The 21673-nt window shown below is 66.7% G+C and carries 22 protein-coding genes; 13 read left to right on the plus strand and 9 right to left on the minus strand.

Translation table 11 applies throughout. The features are described 5' to 3' along the window. Window positions 1-33: 33 nt before the first annotated feature. Window positions 34-1983 (minus strand): methyl-accepting chemotaxis protein, encoded by a 1950-nt coding sequence (locus tag ACZ1J6_RS05225; protein ID WP_431567699.1) that lies wholly within the window; start codon window positions 1981-1983, stop codon window positions 34-36. A gap of 185 nt (window positions 1984-2168) precedes the next feature. Between ACZ1J6_RS05225 and ACZ1J6_RS05230 the strand changes: the two genes are divergently transcribed. From ACZ1J6_RS05230 to ACZ1J6_RS05250, 5 genes are all read left to right on the plus strand, one after another. Further along, window positions 2169-2381 carry a hypervirulence associated TUDOR domain-containing protein gene (locus ACZ1J6_RS05230; protein ID WP_132265955.1) on the plus strand — a complete coding sequence of 71 codons (213 nt, stop codon included), beginning with the start codon at window positions 2169-2171 and terminating at the stop codon, window positions 2379-2381. Between the two features lie 91 nt (window positions 2382-2472). Beyond that, window positions 2473-4743, plus strand: a complete 2271-nt coding sequence (locus tag ACZ1J6_RS05235; RefSeq protein WP_465127067.1) for an acyl-CoA dehydrogenase — start codon at window positions 2473-2475, stop codon at window positions 4741-4743. Next, window positions 4740-6026, plus strand: a complete 1287-nt coding sequence (locus ACZ1J6_RS05240) for an acetyl-CoA C-acetyltransferase (RefSeq protein WP_431567701.1) — start codon at window positions 4740-4742, stop codon at window positions 6024-6026. Before ACZ1J6_RS05235 ends, ACZ1J6_RS05240 begins: the two co-directional genes overlap by 4 nt. A gap of 11 nt (window positions 6027-6037) precedes the next feature. Beyond that, window positions 6038-8155 (plus strand): 3-hydroxyacyl-CoA dehydrogenase NAD-binding domain-containing protein, encoded by a 2118-nt coding sequence (locus ACZ1J6_RS05245; protein ID WP_431567702.1) that lies wholly within the window; start codon window positions 6038-6040, stop codon window positions 8153-8155. Then, complete coding sequence (locus ACZ1J6_RS05250; protein WP_431567703.1) at window positions 8152-9987, plus strand: acetyl-CoA hydrolase/transferase C-terminal domain-containing protein; 1836 nt, start codon at window positions 8152-8154, stop codon at window positions 9985-9987. Before ACZ1J6_RS05245 ends, ACZ1J6_RS05250 begins: the two co-directional genes overlap by 4 nt. A 25-nt stretch (window positions 9988-10012) precedes the next feature. Here ACZ1J6_RS05250 and ACZ1J6_RS05255 read toward each other — a convergent pair whose 3' ends face one another. The 3 genes from ACZ1J6_RS05255 to ACZ1J6_RS05265 all read right to left on the minus strand — a co-directional run bounded on the left by ACZ1J6_RS05255 (window position 10013) and on the right by ACZ1J6_RS05265 (window position 11624). Further along, window positions 10013-10366, minus strand: coding sequence for a hypothetical protein (locus ACZ1J6_RS05255; RefSeq protein WP_431567704.1), 354 nt, complete (start codon window positions 10364-10366; stop codon window positions 10013-10015). Between the two features lie 79 nt (window positions 10367-10445). Beyond that, entirely contained in the window at window positions 10446-10850 is a 405-nt protein-coding gene (locus tag ACZ1J6_RS05260; protein WP_132265961.1) for an acyl-CoA thioesterase, read from the minus strand. A gap of 192 nt (window positions 10851-11042) precedes the next feature. Next, window positions 11043-11624, minus strand: a complete 582-nt coding sequence (locus ACZ1J6_RS05265) for a DUF4142 domain-containing protein (protein WP_132265963.1) — start codon at window positions 11622-11624, stop codon at window positions 11043-11045. Window positions 11625-11744: 120 nt separating this feature from the next. Here ACZ1J6_RS05265 and ACZ1J6_RS05270 point away from each other — a divergent pair, with 120 nt between their 5' ends. Continuing rightward, on the plus strand, window positions 11745-12137 hold the full coding sequence (locus ACZ1J6_RS05270) for a DUF3597 family protein (RefSeq protein WP_431567202.1): 393 nt from the start codon (window positions 11745-11747) through the stop codon (window positions 12135-12137). A gap of 204 nt (window positions 12138-12341) precedes the next feature. Here ACZ1J6_RS05270 and ACZ1J6_RS05275 read toward each other — a convergent pair whose 3' ends face one another. Continuing rightward, on the minus strand, window positions 12342-12521 hold the full coding sequence (locus ACZ1J6_RS05275) for a hypothetical protein (RefSeq protein WP_431567201.1): 180 nt from the start codon (window positions 12519-12521) through the stop codon (window positions 12342-12344). A gap of 23 nt (window positions 12522-12544) precedes the next feature. Beyond that, window positions 12545-13153 carry a flavodoxin family protein gene (locus ACZ1J6_RS05280; RefSeq protein ID WP_431567200.1) on the minus strand — a complete coding sequence of 203 codons (609 nt, stop codon included), beginning with the start codon at window positions 13151-13153 and terminating at the stop codon, window positions 12545-12547. A gap of 157 nt (window positions 13154-13310) precedes the next feature. Here ACZ1J6_RS05280 and ACZ1J6_RS05285 point away from each other — a divergent pair, with 157 nt between their 5' ends. The 7 genes from ACZ1J6_RS05285 to ACZ1J6_RS05315 all read left to right on the plus strand — a co-directional run bounded on the left by ACZ1J6_RS05285 (window position 13311) and on the right by ACZ1J6_RS05315 (window position 19880). Continuing rightward, window positions 13311-13544 carry a hypothetical protein gene (locus ACZ1J6_RS05285; protein ID WP_431567199.1) on the plus strand — a complete coding sequence of 78 codons (234 nt, stop codon included), beginning with the start codon at window positions 13311-13313 and terminating at the stop codon, window positions 13542-13544. A 162-nt stretch (window positions 13545-13706) separates the two neighbouring features. Next, window positions 13707-14684: a cytochrome c oxidase subunit II gene (coxB, locus tag ACZ1J6_RS05290; protein ID WP_431567198.1), complete on the plus strand. Its 978-nt coding sequence runs from the start codon at window positions 13707-13709 to the stop codon at window positions 14682-14684. Continuing rightward, on the plus strand, window positions 14681-17203 hold the full coding sequence (ctaD, locus tag ACZ1J6_RS05295; protein WP_465127068.1) for a cytochrome c oxidase subunit I: 2523 nt from the start codon (window positions 14681-14683) through the stop codon (window positions 17201-17203). Before coxB ends, ctaD begins: the two co-directional genes overlap by 4 nt. Beyond that, the gene (locus ACZ1J6_RS05300; protein WP_431567196.1) at window positions 17200-17592 is read left to right on the plus strand and encodes a hypothetical protein; all 393 of its coding nucleotides are present in this window, start codon (window positions 17200-17202) and stop codon (window positions 17590-17592) included. Before ctaD ends, ACZ1J6_RS05300 begins: the two co-directional genes overlap by 4 nt. Beyond that, on the plus strand, window positions 17589-18200 hold the full coding sequence (locus ACZ1J6_RS05305) for a cytochrome c oxidase assembly protein (RefSeq protein ID WP_431567195.1): 612 nt from the start codon (window positions 17589-17591) through the stop codon (window positions 18198-18200). Before ACZ1J6_RS05300 ends, ACZ1J6_RS05305 begins: the two co-directional genes overlap by 4 nt. Continuing rightward, on the plus strand, window positions 18197-19228 hold the full coding sequence (locus tag ACZ1J6_RS05310; protein ID WP_431567194.1) for a c-type cytochrome: 1032 nt from the start codon (window positions 18197-18199) through the stop codon (window positions 19226-19228). Before ACZ1J6_RS05305 ends, ACZ1J6_RS05310 begins: the two co-directional genes overlap by 4 nt. A gap of 88 nt (window positions 19229-19316) precedes the next feature. Next, window positions 19317-19880, plus strand: coding sequence for a DUF924 family protein (locus ACZ1J6_RS05315; RefSeq protein ID WP_431567193.1), 564 nt, complete (start codon window positions 19317-19319; stop codon window positions 19878-19880). A gap of 39 nt (window positions 19881-19919) precedes the next feature. Here the strand turns inward: ACZ1J6_RS05315 and ACZ1J6_RS05320 are convergent, their stop codons facing one another. The 3 genes from ACZ1J6_RS05320 to ACZ1J6_RS05330 all read right to left on the minus strand — a co-directional run bounded on the left by ACZ1J6_RS05320 (window position 19920) and on the right by ACZ1J6_RS05330 (window position 21602). Beyond that, complete coding sequence (locus tag ACZ1J6_RS05320) at window positions 19920-20102, minus strand: hypothetical protein (protein ID WP_132265977.1); 183 nt, start codon at window positions 20100-20102, stop codon at window positions 19920-19922. 107 nt (window positions 20103-20209) lie between these two features. After that, window positions 20210-20482, minus strand: a complete 273-nt coding sequence (locus tag ACZ1J6_RS05325) for a hypothetical protein (RefSeq protein ID WP_132265978.1) — start codon at window positions 20480-20482, stop codon at window positions 20210-20212. 334 nt (window positions 20483-20816) lie between these two features. Continuing rightward, entirely contained in the window at window positions 20817-21602 is a 786-nt protein-coding gene (locus ACZ1J6_RS05330) for an AraC family transcriptional regulator (RefSeq protein ID WP_243841187.1), read from the minus strand. Between the last annotated feature and the right edge of the window lie 71 nt (window positions 21603-21673).

Genomic DNA, 21673 nt, shown 5'->3' on the forward strand with positions numbered 1-21673 from the left:
CTTTCGGCCGCCGCCCGCGCGGACACGGACCGATCAGGCGCCGCGGTCGAGCGAAACGGCCAGCGCCGCGATGTCCTCGATCGCCGCCGCCAGTTCCTCCGCGCCTTGCGCCTGCTGGCGGGCGGCAGCGCTGGCCTGCCGGGCTGCGCCTGCGGCGAGTTCGGCGGCCGAGGCGATCTGGTCGCTGCCGCTGCGGATCTCGCGCACGGCGTGCAGGATCGCCTGCGCTCCGCCGAGAATGGCGGCATTTCCGCGCCCGGTCTCGGAAAGGTTTTCGGCCATGACGGAGAAACGCTCGATCATCGCGCGGTTCCGCCCGCCTTCGGTCTCAGCGGCGCCCACGATCTGGTCGAGATCGCTGCGTACGAGGGTCAAGTGGTCCTGGATGGCGCGCACCGCGTCCTTGACGTCTTGCGCATTGGCTGCCGCCTCTCGCGCAAGCTTGCGAATATCGCCGGTCACGGTCGAGAAACCGGCGCCGGCACTGCCCGCTCGGGTCGCTTCCACCGCGCCGTTGACCGCGAGCATGTTGGTCTGGAGCGCGACCAGGGCCAGCCCGTCGCCGATCTTCTCGATCCGGCGGCCGGTGTCGCCGATCGTGCCGAGCGACGACAGCACCGCGCGGGTTTCCTCGACACTTTCGGTGACGCCGGACACCAGGGCCATCACCTGGGTGCTGCCCTGCTCGGTCGTGGCGATCACTGCGGCGATGCCCGTGCTGGCCTCTTCCGCGCGTTCCTGCGCGGATATGGCCGCCTTTTCGATCTGCACCATCGCCGCGCTGGCCTGCAAGGTAGCCGCGCCCTGGATCTGTGCGCCGCGCGAAATCTGCTCGATGGCCACGAGGATCTCGCCCGCCGCGCCGGACAGTTCCTGCACGGTGGCCGAAAGCTCTTCGGCGGCCGCCGCGATCTGCTCGGCCGCGCCGCTTTCCTGGCCCTGCCCGGCGCTCTCTCCGCCGACTTCGCCCGAAAGCCGGTCTGCCAGCACTGCCAGCGTCTCGGCGGTCTGCTGGCTCTGCTCCAGCGAGGCCGCCTGCTGCTCCACGGCCTGCCGCGCTTCTGCTGCTGCCGCCGATTGCTCCTCGGCCGCGGCGGCGATCTGCTCCGCGCCCTTCTCCGCCTCGGTGGCGGCACCGTCGGCCTCCATGGCGGCCAGCGCGATATCCTGCGCGCCCTTCCCGAGCGAGGACAGCCGCCCGCGCGCCTCTTGAAGATCGTTCACCAGCGCCCGCCCGCCATTGGCCTGACCGATGGCAACCGTGGCGGCACGGCGGATGCGCTCGGCCACCTGGCGGATTTCGGAGACGATGCTGTCACCCAGACTGCGGATTTCCGCGGCGTTCCGCTCCGAATCGTCGGCCAGTTCCCGCACTTCGTCGGCGATGATCGCGAAGCCCCTTCCCGCCTCGTCGGCGCGCGCCGCCTCGATAGCCGCGTTGAGCGCCAGCATCCCGGTCTGCTCCGAAAGGTCCGCCACCGTGCCGCCGATCGCGATGATCGACGCGGCCGTGGCCTCCAGCTTCTCGACAAGCTGGACCGATCCCAGCTGCCGTTCGCCATTCAGGACGATCGCGGCAACCGAAGCGTCGATCTGCGTCGCCGCTTCGGCAAAGCCCGACTGCACCAGTTCGATGTGCCGCTGCGCAGCACCCGCGCGCTCGCTGGATTCGCGGAAATTGCCCCGCAGGCTGGCGATCAGCCCGAGCGATTCCTGGGCCGCACCTGCCGCTTCTTCGGCCGAGACGGAAATGTGATCGGCGGCCCGCTGGAGTTCTCCCGCAGCGCTTGCCGCCTCGGTAAGCCCGCTGGCGAGTTCCTGCGTCGCCTCGTCCAGCCGTTCCAGCACGGTGACCGCGCGCCGCCCTCCACGGGCCGATGCCGCGGTCGTGCGCGGCACCGGCTGCTGGGTGACCGGATCGGTGCCGGAGCCCGTGGGGGCCGTCTTGCGGGCGGCCAGCGCGGATTTCTTGACTAGGGGCATGGAAGACCTCTCAGATGACCCGGCAGCGGATGGGCCACTCGTGATCCTCCCGGCATATGCGCAAACCATGGCCGCCATCAAGCTCCCAGCACCCAAGCACAGGCGCGAAAGGAGCGGACGAACAGGAACGCCGACCCGGCGGCGGGCGTTGGCGGGGAATATCCGCGAGCAGGAGCGACAGCGCCATGACGAAGGAATTCAAGAAAGGCGACAAGGTGGAGTGGGACACCAGCCAGGGCGCGACACACGGCACTGTCCAGAAGAAGCAGACCACCGAAACGCATATCAAGCGCCACAAGGTCGCCGCCACGCCGGACGACCCGCAATATATCGTCAAGAGCGACAAGTCGGGCAAGAAAGCGGCGCATAAGCCCGAGGAACTGCGGCGCAAGTCCTGAAGCCGGGTCTGCGCGAGGCTGACTTGAGACGGACCCGGGAGCAATTCGCCGTGCAGAGGCGTTGTGCCGGGCAGGAGAAGGAGCCTGCCCGATGTCGCCCGCGACCCATATCATGACCACCGCCCGCCGCGAAATCCTCACCCGTCCGGTTCTTTCGCTCGTTCAGTCCGCGCTGCCCGCACTGTCCGCCACGGAGAACGAGGCGATCGACGCAGGCAATACCTGGTGGGACGCCGCGCTGTTCACCGGCAATCCGGACTGGGAGCAATTGCTGGCGATCCCGCCAGCCACGCTGACCGAAGAAGAACGCGCCTTCATGGACGGCCCGGTCGACAGGCTCTGCGCCATGATCGACGACTGGCGCATGACCTGGGAAACCCGCGACCTGCCGCCCGAAGCCTGGGACTTCCTGAAGCGCGAGAAGTTCTTCGGCATCATCATCCCCAAGGAACACGGCGGCCTTGGTTTTTCCAACTTCGCGCATAGCGAAATCGTGCGCAAGATCGCCACGCGCTCGGTCTCCACTGCAGTGACGGCCATGGTGCCCAATTCGCTTGGGCCGGGCGAACTGATCCTGCGCTTCGGCACGAAAGAGCAGCAGGAGCACTGGCTGCCCCGCCTGGCCGAAGGGCGCGAAGTGCCGGCCTTCGGGCTTACCAGCCCCGAGGCCGGGTCCGACGCCGCCGCGATGACCGATGAGGGCGTGATCTGCCGGGGCCAATGGAACGGCGAGGACGTGCTGGGCATCCGCCTCAACTGGCACAAGCGCTACATCACGCTGGGGCCGGTGGCGACCATTCTCGGCCTGGCTTTCAAGCTGCGTGATCCCGACCATCTGCTGGGCCATCAGGACGATATCGGCATCACAGTCGCGCTCGTGCCCACGGAGCTGCCGGGCGTGACCATCGGCCGCCGCCACATCCCCTCCATGCAAACGTTCCAGAACGGTCCCAACGAAGGGCATGACGTGTTCATCCCGCTGGAAAACGTGATCGGCGGGCCGGAGCGCGTCGGCCAGGGCTGGAAGATGCTGATGAGCGCGCTGGCGGCCGGGCGCGGGATCTCGCTGCCTTCGCTCTCGGCGGCAGCAGGCGCTTTCGCGGCCCATACCACCGGCGCTTATGCCCGCGTCCGCTCGCAATTCAATCTGCCGATCGGCAAGTTCGAAGGCATTCAGGAGCGCCTCGCCCGCATCGCCGGCAACGCCTATCTGCTGGACGGCGCGCGGCGGCTTACGTGCGCCGGGCTGGACCAGGGCAACCACCCGGCGGTGATTTCCTCGATCCTCAAGCTCCACGCCACCGAGCGGATGCGCGTCGTCATCAACGATGCCATGGATGTGCACGGCGGCAAGGCGATCATAGAAGGACCGCGCAACTACCTCGGCAGCCAGTACCGCGCCATTCCGGTGGGCATCACGGTGGAAGGCGCCAATATCCTCACCCGCAGCCTGATGGTCTTCGGACAAGGCGCGATCCGCTCGCACCCCTACCTGCTGGAGGAAATCCGCGCCGTGGGCGATGCCAATCGCGGCCGGGCGCTGGCGAATTTCGACCAGGTGCTGTGGAAGCACATCGGCCATGCGCTGAAGACGGCGATCCGCGCCTTCGTGCGCGGCTGGAGCGGCGGCAGGTTCGCCCCCGCGCCCAGGGCAGGCAAGGCCACGCGCTATTACCGGCAGATGAGCCGCTATGCCGCCGCTTTCGCTTTCGCTTCGGACATTTCGTTCCTGACGCTCGGCGGCGAACTCAAGCGGCGCGAACTGCTCTCGGGCCGCCTGGGTGACGTGCTTTCCGAACTCTACCTGCTGTCCGGCGCGCTCAAGCGCTGGGAAGACGAAGGCCGGCAGGACGAAGACCTGCCGCTGCTGGCCTGGTGCATGGAAAGCGGCTTCGCTACTATCGAGCAGCGCTTTGCCGAGATCATCGCCAACTTCCCGGCCCGTCCGGTCGGCTGGATGCTGCGCCTGTTCATCCAGCCGTTCGGCCGCCGTCGCAACGGCCCGTCGGACCGCACGATCCGCCAGTGCGCGGACATCCTGCTGGAACCCTGCGCCGCGCGCGACCGGCTGGTGGAGAACGTCTATATCGGGGGGGCGGACGAGGCCGTCGGCCGCCTGACCGACGCTTTCCAGCAAACCGTGGCGACCCAGCCCGTCCACGACCGCCTGCGCAAGGCACGCATCCGCGATCTGGACAAGGCGCACGAACAGGGCCTCATCACCGATGGGGAACTGGAGAGCTTGCGCGCCGCCGATGCGGCCGTGGCGGAAGTGATCGCGGTGGACGACTTTGCGGCCGAAGACCTCGACCAGTCCGGCCACGAAACGGCCACCCCGCGCATTGCCGAGCCCGCCGAATGAGCCGCCCGGTCTATATCGTCGACGGTGCCCGCACCCCTTTCCTGAAGGCGCGCGGCGGCCCCGGTCCCTTCACGCCGGTCGATCTGGCCGTGCAATGCGGGCGGCCGCTGCTGCTGCGCCAGCCGTTCACGCCGACGGCCTTCGATCAGGTGATCCTGGGCTGCGTGAACGTCATCGCGGACGAGGCCAACCCGGCCCGCGTCGCCGCCCTGCGCCTTGGCTGCGGCCCGCAGACCACTGCCTTCACCGTGCAGATCAACTGCGGCTCCGGCATGCAGGCGATGGACACGGCCTATCGCTACATCGCCGACGGCGGCAGCGACCTGATCCTGGCAGGCGGAGCCGAAGCCTTGAGCCATGCCCCGCTGGTGCTGCGGCAGGACGCGGTGGAATGGCTGGCGGAAATGCAGGGCAACAAGGCCGGCCCGCTCGGCGCGCTCAAGGCCGCAAGCCACTTCCGGCCCGATTTCCTCAAGCCCATCGTCGGCCTCGAACGCGGGCTGACCGACCCGATCACCGATCTCGGCATGGGGCAGACCGCCGAAGTGCTCGCCCACCTCTTCTCGATCTCGCGCGAGGCGGCGGATCGTTATGCGGTAGAGAGCCACAAGCGGCTGGCGAAGGCGCAGGCGGAAGGTTGGCTGAAAGGCGAACTCGAACCCGCCTTCGCCCGCGACGGCACCGTCCACGACCACGACGACGGCGTCCGGCCGGACAGCGAGCCTGCCAAGCTGGCCAAGCTCAAGCCCGTGTTCGAGCGGCCCTACGGCAAAGTCACGGCCGGCAACAGCTCGCAGATCACTGACGGCGCCTGCTGGACCATTCTCGCCTCGGAAGCGGCGGTGGAGCGCCATGGCCTCAAGCCCCGCGCGCGTATCGTCGACAGCCAGTGGTCGGCGCTCGATCCCTCGATCATGGGCCTCGGTCCGGTGCTAGCCTCTACCGCACTGCTGAAACGCAACGAACTCTCGCTGGACAGCATCGACCTCTGGGAACTGAACGAGGCTTTCGCTGCGCAAGTGCTGGCCTGCCTGGCCGCCTGGCAGGACGAGGGCTTCTGCCGTGAGGTGCTCGGTCTGGACGGCGCGGCGGGCACTATCGATCCCGGGCGCATCAATGTCGACGGCGGGGCGATCTCGCTCGGCCATCCGGTCGGTGCCAGCGGCGCGCGCATCGCGCTCCATCTGGTGCAGGCGATGGAGCGGCTGGGCAGCGGCCGGGGTATCGCCACCGAATGCATCGGCGGGGGCCAGGGCGGCGCCATGCTGATCGAACGCGCATGAAGGAGGCCGCGATGAACGATCCCGTATGGACTTATCTGGCCGACCGCGACCTGACGCTCGGCCCCGTTCCCCACGACCACCCGGAAAGCACCGAAGGCTTCACGCACTGGAGCTTTGCGCGCGATGCCGATGGCGTGGCCTGGGCCGTGATCGACCAGCAGGGCACGGGCACCAACACCCTGTCGCAAGCGGTCCTGGAGGAATTCTCCCGCATCCTCGACCTTGTCGAGCAGCGTGCGCCCAAGGCGCTCGTCATCCGGTCGGCCAAGCGGGACGGCTTCCTTGCAGGCGCGGACATCGCGGAATTTCGCGGCGTCACTGACGAAGGCGCAATCCGTGCGAGGATCGCGGCGGCGCACGAGGTGGTCGACCGGCTGGCCGCGCTGACGATACCGACAATCGCTGTCATGCACGGCTACGCCATGGGCGGCGGGCTGGAACTGGCCCTCGCCTGCACGCAGCGCATTGCCGTGGAGGGCACGCGCTTCGGCTTTCCCGAAGTGCAGATCGGCCTCCACCCCGGCCTTGGCGGCACCGCGCGCTTCACGCACTTGTGCGATCCGATCGAGGCGATGAGCGCCATGCTCACCGGCAAGTCGATCCATGACCGGCAGGCCAGGCGCATGGGGCTGGTCGATGCCGTGGTGCCCGAGCGCCATGTCGCCGCCGCCATCGCAGCCGCTGTCGGCGGCGATCTGGAGCAGGCGCGACAGGGTCTGGTAGAACGGCTGAAGGACAGCGCCCCGGCACGCCGCATCGCCGCCCGGCAGATGCGCGCGCAGGCCGAGGGCCGCGCGCCGTCTGCGCATTATCCCGCGCCCTATGCGCTGATCGATCTCTGGGAGGAGCATGGCGGCGACCTGAATGCCATGAAGCAGGCGGAAATCGGCTCCTTCGCCAAGCTGATGCTGACCGATACGGCGCAGAACCTGATCCGCGTGTTCTTCCTGAGGCAGAAGCTGAAGGAACTGGCCGGCAAGACTTCCGGCATAGCGCAAGTGCACGTCATCGGCGCGGGCGCAATGGGCGGGGACATTGCCGCGTGGTGCGCGTGGAAGGGCCTGCGCACCAGCCTGTCCGACGTGAAGCCCGAGCCGATCGGCAAGGCCATCGGCCGCGCGGCCGCGCTCTACGAGAAGATCGCACATGGCGACCGGCTCAAGATCCGCGACGCGCTGGACCGGCTGATCCCCGATCCCGAAGGCCACGGCGTGACGAGCGCCGATCTGGTCATCGAGGCCGCGCCGGAGAAGGCAGATCTCAAGCGCAAGCTCTACGCCGATGCCGAGCCGCGCATGAAGGACGGCGCCATTCTGGCCACCAACACCTCCTCGATCCCGCTGGCCGAACTGCGCGAAGGGCTCCAGCGCCCCGAACGGCTGGTCGGCATTCACTTCTTCAATCCGGTCTCGCGGCTGGATCTGGTGGAAGTGGTGACTCATGACGGCACCGATGCGGATGTCGCGGCACAGGCCCGCGCTTTCGTTGGTCGCATCGGCAAGCTGCCCGCGCCCGCGAAGAGCGCGCCGGGCTTCATCGTCAACCGGGTGCTGACGCCCTACCTGGTCGAAGCGCTGACCCTGATGGACGAGGGGCTCGCCCCCGAAGTCATCGACAAGGCGGCGACGGATTTCGGCATGCCGGTGGGTCCGCTGGAACTGGCCGATCAGGTGGGGCTCGACATCGGGCTGGCCGTTGCCGAGATGCTGAAGCGCGAACTCGACTGGCCGATGCCCGATGCCCCGCCATGGCTGAAGGAAAAGGTGGAAGCCGGCGACCTCGGCAAGAAGACCGGCAAGGGCATCTACGTCTGGCGAGACGGCAAGGCGGTGAAGGGCCACGGTGCACGGCACGGAAGCGCCGCAGCGCCCGAAACCGATCTGGCGGACCGCCTGATCCTGCCGATGCTCAACACCGCCGTCGCCGTGCTGCGCGAGGGCGTGAACGACGATCCCGACGTGATCGACGCGGCGATGATCTTCGGCACCGGCTTCGCGCCGTTCCGCGGCGGCCCGCTGCACTATGCCAAAGAACGCGGCGTGAGTGACGTGGTCGCGGCGCTCACCGAACTTGCCGCCAAGCATGGGCCGCGCTTCGAACCGGACGCGGGGTGGGACGCGCTGAAGTGACCGCATATCTCACCGATCCGGAAGAGATCGCGGATCGCATCATTGCCCATACCGGCGGGCGGATCGTGCTGGGCCTGCCGTTGGGGCTGGGCAAGTCTCCCCATGTCGCCAATGCCCTGTTCGATCGTGCCCGGGGCGATCCATCGATACGGCTCGTGATCTTCACCGCGCTGACGCTGGAACCGCCCGCGCTGGGGTCGGACCTCGAACGCCGCTTTCTTGAGCCGGTGTTCGCACGCACGATGGGTGGCTATCCCGAATTTGCGTATGCCGCCACCCAGCGGGCGGGCGACCTGCCGCCCAACATCGAGGTGAACGAATTCTTCTTCCAGGCGGGCAGCCGGCTCACCAACGCCGTGGCCCAGCGCAGCTACATTTCGGCCAACTACACCCATGCCGTGCGCTGCCTGCTCGATCAGGGCGTGAACGTGATCGCGCAGATCGTCGCCCGCCGGGAGGACCGCTTCAGCCTCAGCTGCAACAGCGACATGACGCTGGACCTGCTCCGCCATCGGGATGCGGGCAAGGCCGACTTCCTGCTGGTCGGTCAGGTCAACGACGAGCTGCCGTTCATGCCCGGCCCGGCAGACCTTCCCGCCGATGCTTTCGCCATGATCCTCGACAGTGCGGATACGCGGTTTCCCCTGTTCGGGCCGCCCAAGCAGCCGGTCAGCCCGGCGCAGCACGCGATCGGGGTCCATGTCGCCTCGCTGGTGGCGGATGGCGGCTCGCTGCAGATCGGCATCGGCGAGATCGGCGATGCCGTGGCCCATTCGCTGATCCTGCGCCAGCACCAGCCAGACCGTTTCCGCAGCGCCATCGATACCTTGCTCGTGGCCGGGCAAGTGCGCCCGCCCGTGGAGATGGGTGCCTTCGAGCACGGCCTCTATGCGCCCACCGAGATGTTGGTCGACGGCTTCGTCGAACTGATCCGGGCCGATATCGTCAAGCGCGAAGTCGACGGCGCCGTGCTGCACGGCGGTTTCTTCGTCGGTCCCCGCGCTTTCTATGCAGCGCTGCGCGACATGGACGAAGCCACGCGCGGCCTCATCCATATGCGCGAAATCTCCTGGGTCAACGCGCTTTACGGCGACGAAGCGGCCAAGCGGGCCGCCCGAGTCGACGCCCGCTTCGTCAACAGCGCGATGATGGTGACGCTGCTCGGCGCTACGGTTTCCGACGGGCTGGAGGACGGCCGCGTCGTCAGCGGCGTGGGCGGGCAATACAACTTCGTCGCGCAGGCCATGGAACTGGACGGCGCGCGCTCGATCATCACCCTGCCCGCCACCCGGCTGCACGACGGGTCGCTGCAATCCAACATCGTCTGGAGCTACGGCCATGAGACGATTCCCCGCCACTTGCGCGACGTGGTGGTCACCGAATACGGCGTGGCCGACCTTCGCGGCATGAGCGACGAGCGGGTGATCCAGCGCCTGATCGCCGTGGCCGACAGCCGGTTTCAGGACGAACTTCTGGAGGCAGCGCAAAGCGCCGGAAAAATCGGAGCGGATTGGCGCATCCCGCAGGAATGGCGGTCCAACCTTCCGCAGCGCATCGCCGACGCCCTGCCAAGGGACGACTTTCCCGCCTATCCCTTCGGCACCGATTTCACGCCGGTCGAGCAGCGGCTCGTGCCCGCGCTGCAGCATCTGTCCGAAACCGGCGGTCGCCCCGGCGCGCTGGCAGCCATCGCAGCGCGCGGACTTGCTCGCACCGCGCCGACGCGGGAGGAGGAGGAAGCGCTCGAACGCCTCGATCTGCAAGCCCCGTCAGGCCTGCGTTCGCGAACCTACCGCACCTTGGTACTCGGGGCCCTGCGATCCGTGGAATGAACCAGGCAGATCGGTCGGGCCGTTTTCAGGGCTTTGGTTTCGGCGCCGTGCCCTGGACCTCTGGAAAACATTCCCGAGCCAGGTTCTTCCACATCGGTTCCACCGCGTCCTTCCAGTCCCCGAAACCATAGAGAACCAGCGTGCCGTCGTGCCGCGCCTCGAAGGACATCAAGGGGCTCGTCGGCGTATCGGTTTCCTTGGCGACGCGAAAATTCACCTTCCTGCCGGTTTCCACCGACAGATTTTCACTGACGCCGACATCATCGAACTCGGTTTCCACGCAGGCGGCAACCTCACCGATGGGCCGGTCGGAGTGCGCCTTTATGAACGAAGAAGCCGGAGGCATCGCTGCCAGAAGCAAGATAGCGGCGGGAAACATGGCGCGCTGATACCACGAGTGGACAGATGACCCAAGTACCGGCCCTTCACGGAAGCGCCGGAAAAACCTGGTCAGGCTGTCAGGACTCGCTGCCGAAGAAGTGGTCGATCACGTCGCGTGCCAGACGGGAAGGCTTGAGTGTGACGGCATCGAGGCAGCACCAGCTGGACTTCACTTCGGCCAGCACTTCCTCACCGCGCTTGATGATCGTTTCGTAGAACGCCCGCGCACCCTGGACCTTTTCCAGGAGCACCGTGGCAATCACGTCGTCCCCCAGGAAAGTGGGTTTGCGGTAAGTGATCTCGTGCTTGAGCGCGACCCACAGATGTTGGCCCACCACTTCGGTAGGCGCAAAGGCGCGCCAATGGTCAAGGACAGCGTCCTGCACCCACTTGAGGTAGCTGGCGTTGTTCACATGGCCCATGAAGTCGATGTCGTTTGCATCGACACCAATGCGGAAGTCGTGGGGAATCGCGGTGCTCACAGGAAGACTCTAGCAGAAGTGCGGCGCGCGCAGCAGACAAATATCATCCGCTTCGGATAAGCCCGAAGCATTGCGGTATCACGACAGAACGGAAACGCCCCGTCGCACCACCGATGGCAATCGTGGTTTCGGGCCGTTTCCGCTTGGAAACGGCCCGAAACTCTCGGTTAAAACCTTTTGTCCGCTCGCGAACTAGAGCGCCTTGGCCATGTTCAGGTGCGCCGTCACCGTAGGCACCAGTTCCTTCGCGAAAGCCTTGAGAGGCGCGGAATCGCCGTTCGCCGCGTAGTCCTTCAGCTTGTCGAGGGTCATCTGATGCGCATCGACTTGCGCCGAGGCATAGGCCTTGTCGAAATCGGCCCCGGTGAGATTCTTCAGCGCATCGAGCTTCTGATCCTGCGCGTCGCTGAGGCCGGCGTCCGGCGTGATCGCGGGCGACAGCTTGTCAGCCACGCCCTTCAGCTTGGCGGTGGACTGGGTGTGCGCGTCGATCATCTTTTCGGCGAAACGCTTCACTGCGGCCGACTGGCCCTTGGCCATGGCCAGCTTGGACGTCTCGATCTCGAAGGCGTCGCTGCTGGCGGCGGCATTGGCGAAGGCCTGCGCAGGGGTCTGCGTGGCCGTGCCCATCGGCATGTCCGCCCCCGGAATGGCGCCGGGAACCACTTCCGTTGCCGGTGCCGTGGCCACGTCATTCGTGGCGGGAGCCTCCTTCTTGCAGGCCGTGAGAGCCAGTGCTGCGAACGAGACGGCGTATAGTACCCGGTGCTTCATGGTGATTTCCTCTTCCTCACTATGCTCCATCGTGAACCAACCAGTCCGCCGCGCGTTCCCGGACAGACTGCTCTCGGTCGCAAGGATCGCGGAGCGTCCCGGCAAGGCAGGAGCAAGACTATGGGAATGCTAGGAAATATCTTCGACAAGGTCTTCCATCGCAACAAGGCGAAAGCCGCCCCCGCGCCTACGCAAAACGCCCCTGCGGCACCCGCCCCCACGCAGGCCGCAGCCGCGCCCGAAGCGGCGGAACCCGTGGACGTCGGCGCGGTGCTTGAGGAAATGGCATCGATGAAGGCGGACCATGGCGGCAATTACCAGACCTCCATCGTCGACCTGCTGAAACTGCTGGATCTCGATTCCAGCCTCTCCGCGCGGAAGGAACTCGCAGACGAACTGGGCGTCCATGCCGCTGCAGACGGTTCGGCAGAACAGAATATCGCCCTCCATCGCGCCGTGATGGACAGCCTTGCCAAGAATGGCGGCATCGTGCCCGACAGCCTTCGCCAATAAGTATCAGACATCGGTAGGTATCAAATGAGGACCGAGCGTAAATCCTGAAAAGTAACCTCGGTTAATGCGCCCTGCCAAAGCGGCGCTATGAGCGCACCCCGGTGGGGTGAAGCCGCGGTCTCGCGGTTTCGGACAGGTCGGCAGCGTGCGGCGCCTAGCGCCCGTTGCCGGCCTGTCTCTTCATGTGGATCGAGCGTGCCGCACTTATAGCTCGCTTTCGCTGCCCGCGTCGCGAGCACGGCGGATCTCGTGAAGGGCCGAGGTCTGTTCCTTCTCTCCTTCCACCACCAGGTCAGGGCGGCCGGCAAGCTCGCCCGCAAGGCGCTTGGCGTACCCCTTCATCACTTTGGCGGCGCCTTTCACTTCCTTTTTCCTATCGGTCATGCCCAATCTCCTGATCGCGCGGTTCAACCGGGGTAGGGCGAGGCCTTCAGCAGACCTGCAAGGTGCGCCGCATTGCCTGCCACCATCCTTGCCGTCTTGGTGACTTTTTCAGGTGTCTTGTCCAAGTCCTTGAAATCGGTGGATCCCATTGCCTCACCTACCCAGTAACAGGCCGCGACAGCCGGGATCGTCCAGCCCACGTCGTTAAGAGACTGGAACAGCTGGGCCGACGAGAAATGGGCGCCGTCTTCGTTACCGACGATCGCTGCCACCGCGACTTTGCCGTAGCTGGGCATGCGGCCCTCGTCGTCGGTCTCGTCGAGAAAAGCATCCATCCGTTCGAGCACGCGCTTGGCGACGCTGCCGATCTGGCCCATCCAGATGGGGCCGCCGAACACCAGAATGTCGTGCGCCAGGATCTTTTCCCGCAGGCCGGGCCATTCGTCACCTTCGCCCTCGTTCGAGGTCACGCCGGGTAGCACGTTGAGCCCAGCCACCCGCACGGTCTCCGTGATCTCGACATCGGTTTCGGCAAAGGCCTTCGCGAAAACCGCGATCATCGCGTCCGTGGAGGAAGGCTCGGCTGGATCGGACTTCAGCGTGCAATTGATGGCCAGGGCTTTGAGTGTCACGGGCAGGCGTCCTTCTTCCGATACATGTTTGCAGAACCAACGCGGGACCCGGCGTTTGGTTCGAGCGCAGGGCGCCCTGCCGGCAAGACCGATTGAAAACGAAAGCTGGGAACGGGGCCGCCTGCTCGCGCCTTTCTTCTGTCGAAGGAGAAGGATCATGGCCGAGTACGAACCCGACGATTCCCGCAATGTCACCGGAACCGCCGGCACGCCCGACGGACGCTGGACCAACCACGATGGCAAGCCGCCCGAAGGCGTTCCCCAGAAGGATCCGGCCCGCGCCCGGGAAGCGGAGCTTCACCCCGACAAGGAAGACGAGCGTCTCAATCCGGGCGCCGATACCGAAACGACCGGCGGCGTGGGCGGAGCGCGGCGAGGCTCTCACGGCTGACCTTTCAGCCGCGGCACGCCGCAGCAACCATTTGTAACGCCGCGTTCGCCGCTTTCGCTCGAACCCGGCGGCCCCTGACGCGTTGCCCCCGAACGAGTCAGGGGAAATGTCGTCTTGCGAAAATCGATTGCCGCACCGTCCGTTACCTTAGCGTCCGTTACCATGGCGACGCTGGTGCTGGCGGGCTGCAACGGGCATCAGTCGGCGCTGGCGCCGTTCGGGCTGGAAGCGCGCTCCACGCTCTGGCTGACGGCGGTGCTGGCGGCGGGAGGCAGTGTCATCGCGCTCGGAATGGCCGCGATCTACTTCGTCGCGGCGCGGGCTCCGGAAGGAAAGCTCACTCACCAGAGCGGCATGCGTCTCGTCCTCTGGCTCGGCGCAGTGGTTCCGACCGTGGTGCTGACCGCGCTGCTGGTCTGGGCGCTTCCGGCCATGCGCCCCCTTCCCACCGGCGACAGCGATTTGCACATCCGCGTAGAGGGCGAACAGTTCTGGTGGCGCGTCGCTTACGCGCGGAGCGATGACAACGGCCCGGGCGGCCGGACGGAGCCGCTGCTGCTCTCCGCCAACGAAGTGCGCCTCCCGGTCGGCCGGACGGTCGTGTTCGAACTCACCGCCACGGACGTCATCCATAGTTTCTGGATCCCCGGCCTTGCCGGCAAGATGGACATGATCCCCGGCCGCACCAACCGGCTGGTCGTCAAGGCCGAGAAGCCCGGCACCTATCGCGGGGTCTGCGCCGAGTTCTGCGGCCTCAGCCATGCGCTGATGGCCTTCGACGTCATCGCCATGGAACCGGCCGCCTTCGATGCCTGGCTGACCGCCGCCCGCATACCCCCGCGCCGCACGCAAGACCGCGGCGCCGCGCTGTTCGCGCGCGAAGGCTGCGGAAGTTGCCACGCCCTCGCCGGCACATCGGCCCAGGCCCGCATCGGCCCCGATCTCACCCGGTTCGGCGAGCGCCTGACGCTTGGCGCCGGGATTCTCGAACCGACGGACGCCCATACCGCCGCCTTCATCCGCGATCCCCATCGCTTCAAACCGGGCGCTCGCATGCCCGCCTATACCCATCTCACGCAGGAGGAAGCCCTGGCCCTTGCCCGCTGGCTGAAGCAGACCAAGGCGGAGAACGCGCGATGAGCCTGCACGACCAGGACGATCCCGCCCTCCGCGCCGCGCAGGAACAACGCCTGCGTGAAGTCTGGGCGCCGCCCAAAGGCCTTTTCCTGCGCTGGACGGACACCAACAACAACCAGGTCGGCAACTGGTACGTGCTCACGGCCTTCGCCTTCATGCTCTTCGCAGGCGTGCTGGCGCTCATCATGCGCACGCAGCTCGCGGTGCCCGACAACGACCTGGTGGGGCCGGGCACGTTCAACCAGTTGTTCACCCTGCACGGCTCGGTGATGATGTTCCTTTTCGCCGTGCCGATGTTCGAGGCGGTATCGATCATTCTCCTGCCGCAATTGCTGGGCGCGCGGGACCTGCCCTTCCCCAGGCTTTCCGCCTTCGGCTATTGGTCCTTCCTGATCGGCGGCGTGTTCGTTTCGGGATCGATCTTCTTCGACGCCGCGCCGGACGGCGGCTGGTTCATGTATCCGCCGCTGACCACCCGAACCGACCTTTCCGGTCTCGGCGCCGATATCTGGATGCTGGGGCTTTCCTTCATCGAAGTGTCGTCGGTCGCCGCTGCGGTCGAGCTGATCGTGGGCGTGCTCAAGTGCCGTCCGCCGGGCATGCGGCTCAACCTCATGCCGCTCTATGCCTGGTACATCCTGGTGGTAGCGGTGATGATCCTCTTCGCCTTCCCGCCGCTGATCGCCGGGGATGTGCTGTTCGAGATGGAGCGCCTGCTGGACTGGCCCTTCTTCGATGCCTCGCGCGGGGGCGATCCGCTGCTGTGGCAGCACTTGTTCTGGATCTTCGGCCATCCGGAAGTCTACATCGTCTTCCTGCCCTCCATCGCGCTTTTCGCCATGCTGGTGCCCACGTTCGCGCGGCGCCACCTGCTGGGCTATCCCTGGATCGTGCTGGCGGCAGTGGGCACCGCGTTCCTCTCGTTCGGGCTATGGGTCCACCACATGTTCGCGACGGGCCTGCCGAAGATCAGCCTCGGCTTCTTCTCGGCGGCGTCCGAAGCGGTGGCGATCCCGACGGCGGTGCAGATCTTCGTCTTCATCGTCACCCTCTGGGCGGGCCGCGTGGTCTGGTCCACGCCGCTGCTCTACGCCACCGGAAGCCTCGCGATCTTCGTGATCGGCGGGCTGACCGGGGTGATGGTCGCGCTGGCCCCGTTCGACTGGCAGGCGCACGACACCTACTTCGTGGTGGCCCACCTGCACTACGTGCTGATCGGCGGCACGCTGATGCCGCTCTTCGCCGGGCTCTATTACTATTGGCCGCTGGTGACCGGCAAGAAACTGTCCGACCGGCTGGGACGCACGGCATTCTGGCTGATCTTCGTGGGTGCCAACCTGTGCTTCTTCCCGATGCATCTTTCGGGGCTGGAGGGCATGCCGCGCCGTGTGTTCACGTATCCGGCCGACCTTGGCCTCGGCGGGCTGAACATGGCCTCCACGATCGGCTCCTTCGTGATCGCCGTCGGGGTTGCGGTGATCGTGCTCGACTTGTGCCGCTCGCCCTGGCGCCAGATGGCCCCGCGCAATCCCTGGCAGGCCGGAACGCTGGAATGGCTGGCCCATCCGCAGGACGAGAACTGGGGCATCCGCTCGATCCCGCTGATCGAGAGCCGCTATCCGATCTGGGATCAGGAAGACTTCGTGCGCAAGGTGGACGAAGGCCGCTATTTCCTGCCCGATGCCGAGGAAGGCCGGCGCGAGACGATCATCACCTCGGTGCTGGACGCGCGCCCGGTCTCGGTCATCCGCCTGGGCGCTCCCAGCTGGAAACCCATGCTCACCGCCCTGGCGCTGGGCGGCGTGTTCATCCTGACCACTTATCATCTCTACTGGCTGGCGCTGGTTTCGGGCGTGGCGACGCTGGCCATGGTGCTCTGGTGGCTCTGGACCGGAACGGCGGAAATTCCCGAAAAGCCCAGCAAGCCGATCGGGCACGGCATGGAGCTGCCGCTCTACATCTCGGGCGGAGCCTCTCCGGGCTGGTGGGCCATGTTCATCACGATGATGGCGGACGCCACGGCCTTCTCCGGATTGCTGTTCGGCTACTTCTTCTTCTGGACCCGGCATGCCGACTTTCCGCCGCCCGACATGGCCGCGGCGCCCGGCATCTTCTGGCCGATGATCGCGCTGATGCTGGCTCTTGCGGGCTGGGTCGCCACGGTCGCCGCGCGCGAGATCCACGCGCGGGGTGGCATCGGTGCGGGCCGATTGCTGCTGCTGTTCGGGTTGGCCACCAGCCTGGCGGGTGTCCCGGCCGGACTGGCGGGGCCCTGGCTCTCCGGCATGGATCCCGCCACACACAGCTACCCAGCAATCGTCTGGACGCTGGCGATCTGGACCTGCCTTCATGCCGCCGTCGCGGCGATCATGCAGGCCTATGTTCTCGCGCGGAGCCTGGCAGGGCGGATGACCCCGCATCACGACGCGGATATTCGCAACGTCACCGTCTACATGCACTTCTTCGCGCTCACCGCCGCCTGCGCCTATGCCACCATCGGCCTGTTCCCGGAGGTGGCATGAGCGAAGACCCGCGCGGCGACCGCAGGAAATGGCACGAGCGGCTGCAAGTCACGCTCTGGACCCTGATCGTGCCGCCCACGGTCTGGGCGGCCCATTTCCTGTTTTCCTACCTCTGGGCGGCGATATCCTGCGCCAAGCAAGGCACCTTCGCCCGTTTCCCGACGCTGTTCGTGGCCGGGACGGTGCTGGCCCTGGCGGCCATCGCCCTGTCTGGCTGGATCGCCCACCGGCAGGTCCGCATGCCCGGCAGCCCGCCGCCGCACCAGGACGGGACCGACATCGACCGGCTGCGTTTTCTGGCGAAGGCAACCCTGCTGCTGGCCGGACTGAGCTTCGTGGGCGTGCTTTTCACCGCGCTGCCGGTGGTGTTCATCGGAGACTGCCGGTGAAGCGGGCCGCGCTCCTGACCGGGTTCCTGCTCGTGCCGCTGGGCCTTGCCTGCGCGCACTTCGGCATGACCGGCCACATGACCGCGCATATGATCGCCGTGGCCGTGGCCGCGCCGCTACTGGCATTCGGCCTGGCCGAAACCGCTCTCGATCCTGCGCGCCGCTGGCCCCGCCTGGTGACGCCGATGGCGATGATGCTGGTGGAACTGGTCGCCGTCTGGGCGTGGCACTTGCCCGCCGTGCGCCGCGCCGCCGACGCCGCACCCTGGCTGGGCGCCGCGGAATACGCCAGTTTCCTGGGCGCAGGACTGCTGCTCTGGAGCGCCGCGATCCACACCCCCCAGCGCGCAGCCGGAATCGGTGCGCTTCTGCTGACATCGATGCACATGACGCTGCTGGGGGTGCTCATCGGCCTCGCCCCGCGCCCGCTTTACGGCTCGGGAATGCCCGGAATGCACGACCACGGCGCGCCGTTCGGCCTTGACCCTCTGGCCGACCAGCAGCTTGGCGGGGTCGCCATGCTGGTGATCGGCGGGGCAAGCTACTTCCTCGGCGGCATTGCCCTTCTTGCGGGACTGCTGAGAGCCAAGCCGGAACCTTCGAAATGACCGTGAAACTGACCTGGAAACGCCTGATCCTGGCGCTGCTCACCCTCTTCGCGCTGGGCATGGGATTCGCCTGGTCCGGCCTGTTCCCCATCGCCGCTTCCTCGGGGCATTGGGCGATCACCGACTGGTTCCTCCACTGGACCATGCAGAACTCCGCGCGCACTTACAGCGCGTTCCAGACGCCGGAACGCGTGCGCGACGACCGGGCCCTCGTCAGCGCGGCGGGCCATTTCCGGCAGTCCTGCGCGGTGTGCCACGGGGCGCCCGGCATGCCGCCATCGCCGGTCATGCAGTCCGCCACGCCGCCCGCACCGGACCTTGCGCGCGTGGTGGGCGAATATGGCGACAAGGAGCTGTTCTGGATCGTCCGTCACGGGGTGAAATTCACCGGCATGCCCGCCTGGCCGGCCGGCGACCGACCGGACGAAGTGCGCCGCATGGTGGGCTTCCTGCGCCGCCTGCCGAACATGACCCCGGCCGAGTACGAGGCTCTCACCGCGCCTACTCCGGGCAGCAACGCTGCCCTTGCCGGCTGCACGGGTTGCCACGGAACCGACGGTCTGGGGCGCGGCCAGGCCGATATCCCGGTGATCGCCGGGCAGAAGGAAAGCTATCTCCTCGCCGCCCTGCGCGACTTCGCCTCCGGAAAGCGCCACGGTGCGGTCATGCAGGTTGCAGCATCGGGCCTCTCGGACGCGGAGTTACGCCAGGCCGCCCGCCATTACGCACGGCAACCGGGGCTGCGCGACCAATCCCTCCCCGCCGCCCATGCCATCGTTTCGGATGGACTGCCCGCGCAGCAATTGCCTGCCTGCACCACCTGCCACGCGCCCGGAAAGGCGGCGCCCGCCCTCGGCGGCCAACGGGCGGACTACCTCGCCGCCAGATTGCGGCAATGGCGGGGCGAGGAAACCGTGATCGACGCACACAAGCCGCGCGACCCGATGGCCGTCATCGCCCGGCGCATTCCCGAGGCGCAAATCGATCCTCTCGCCAAGGCCCTGTCCGGGGACGCGACGGCGCGCTGACTACCCGGGATTCCTCCGCGCAGGGCAGCCAGCGGCACGCCTCATGCGTTCCCGAAACCAACAGGCTCCACTGAAAGGCAAAATCGGCATGACCGAAAGCGGAAACGACCCCCGGGAAGACGTGCTGGATTTCTGGTTCCGCGAACTCTCTCCCAAAGACTGGTTCGAGACCGCCGAGGCCCTGGACCCCGCGGTGCGTGCCCGTTTCGGCGCGCTTCACGCCCAGGCCGCAGAAGGCGCGCTGGCGGACTGGGCCGAGACCCCGCTCGGCCGGCTGGCGCTGATACTCGTGCTCGACCAGTTCTCTCGCCATATCCATCGCGGCACGGCGCTGGCCTTTGCCAGCGATCCGGCGGCGCAGCACCTCGCCGTCGAGGGCATAGCCGCCAGAATGGACGAAACCCTGGGCTTTGCGCAGCGCCAGTTCTTCTACATGCCGCTGATGCATGCCGAGGACCCCGTCCTCCAGGCCATGAGCGTCGAACGCTTCAAGGCCCTGCGCGACTATGCCGAAGAAGTGATGGGCTTCGCTTCGGGCCATAGTGCCGAAATTGCCGCTTTCGGGCGCTTTCCGGGGCGCAATCTCGCTCTTGGCCGAAATTCCAGTCCCACAGAGATCGAACATCTGAACAGCGGCGAGCCGGCATCCTGATCGCAGCGCAAGGCTCCCAACCCGCCCGCGCCCTGCCACTCAGTTCCGCAACATGATCCAATCGTCGTCGCCGCCCTTGTCCCGCAGGACATCGAGGGCCGTCTGGACGTGAATCGCCGCGAGATCCTGACCGCAGGCGTCGAGGCGGCCTATGGCCTCCTGCAGCAAGTGCGTAATGCTGCGCAGCTCAAGGACAAGCTGTTCCTGGTTGGTGAGTGCCATCAGACCGTTCCTCCCCCTCGGGCCTATCCCCCCTAGGTCCAAGAAGACAGGCTAAGCCAAGGAACGCTCCGAACCAAGTAGAATTACGAATGACTCCCATTGGATAGTCAAATATTCACCTTTCCGGTACTGCGCGCGGCCCGCCGCAAGTAATCGCGCATCAGCGCCTGCCCCTTGTCGGTAAGACAGGCATGGTTGCCGCCCGACGCGGCATCCGTACAGCGCGTCACCAGCCCTTTCGCTTCCAGCACGTTCTGCCAGCGCAGCACCGTATTGGCCGAGGAGGTGCCGAGCGGCGCCGCGGGTTTGCGGGACTGGCCGATGAAAAGGTCGAGCAGAATGTCCCAGGCCGGCTCCCCGAAGAAATCCGCGCCGAGCATTTCATCACGGATCCGGCGGCATCGATAGATATATTCGGCCAGGGGCAGCAGATCGGCATCGCCTTCCGCGGCCCCGTCACCCAGCCCTTCGCCACCTGGATGGCCACTTGGCCCGCCTGCGGACACATGCCCGGACAAGCCACTCTCCGGCGTCGGCCCAAGCCCGCCGAAACCCTCTTCCCCAAGTTTTCTACCCATCGCCCCCAGCTGTTAACGCCCCGCGACTCCTGCGCGCCCGCTGAAGCGCATGACTTAAGCGCTGGTCAGTGACAACGCTGTCAACGACGAAGACCGGCCGGACTTCAAAAAGTTAATCTAGGATAATTCCGGTCCACTATTGCTGCAGGTAACGGCTCGGCGGCACGCCCAGCACGCGTTTGAACATCGTGGAGAAATTCCCCGGCCCATCGTAACCGAGGTCGAGCGCGATGGCGGTGACGGAATCGCCGGCAGCCAGCCGCGGCAGGGCCACCGAGAGGCAGGCCTGCTGCCGCCATTCCGCGAAACTCATGCCTGTCTCCCGGCGGAACAGCCGGGTAAACCGGCGGCGGTTCATCGCCAGCGCATCGGACCATCGCTCGATCGTGTCTCCGGCGCGGGGGCTTTCCAGAAAGCGATGGCAGCGTTCCGCCAGCGCGGGGTTACGCGGAAAAGGCACGACGATGGGAATGACCGGCGCCTGGCAGATTTCGGCGACCAGCAGAGCCATGACCAGTCCGTCGCGGCCCTCCAGGTCGTATTCGGCCGGCACTTCGGACGCCGCCACCAGAAGCTGCCGCAGCAGCGGGGACACCGCGACCACCCGGCAAGTATCCGCCAGAGCCGCGCCCGCCGAAGGCGCCACCAGCACGCTGCGCGTCTGGACTTTGCCCACCATCCGCACCGAATGCGGCGTTCCGGCAGGGATCCACACCGCGCGCTCCGGCGGTGCGACCCAGGCGCCATCCGGCGTGCTCACGGCCACCACGCCGCGCGAGGCATAGAGGAACTGGCCGCGCCGATGGCTGTGCTCCGCCAGTTCGAACGAGGGCGGATAATCGTTGCCGATACCGACGACCGGCCGCGGCACGTCCTCGTAATCCGCCGGCTGGCGCTGCTGGATCTGATGTCCCACAATCATAATTGATTGACCCATATGCCGAAGCGGGACGATCTCAAAGCGAATAGGAGAGGCGCCACGAGCAAAGGACC

The sequence above is a fragment of the Novosphingobium sp. BL-S-21 genome, assembly GCF_055521655.1.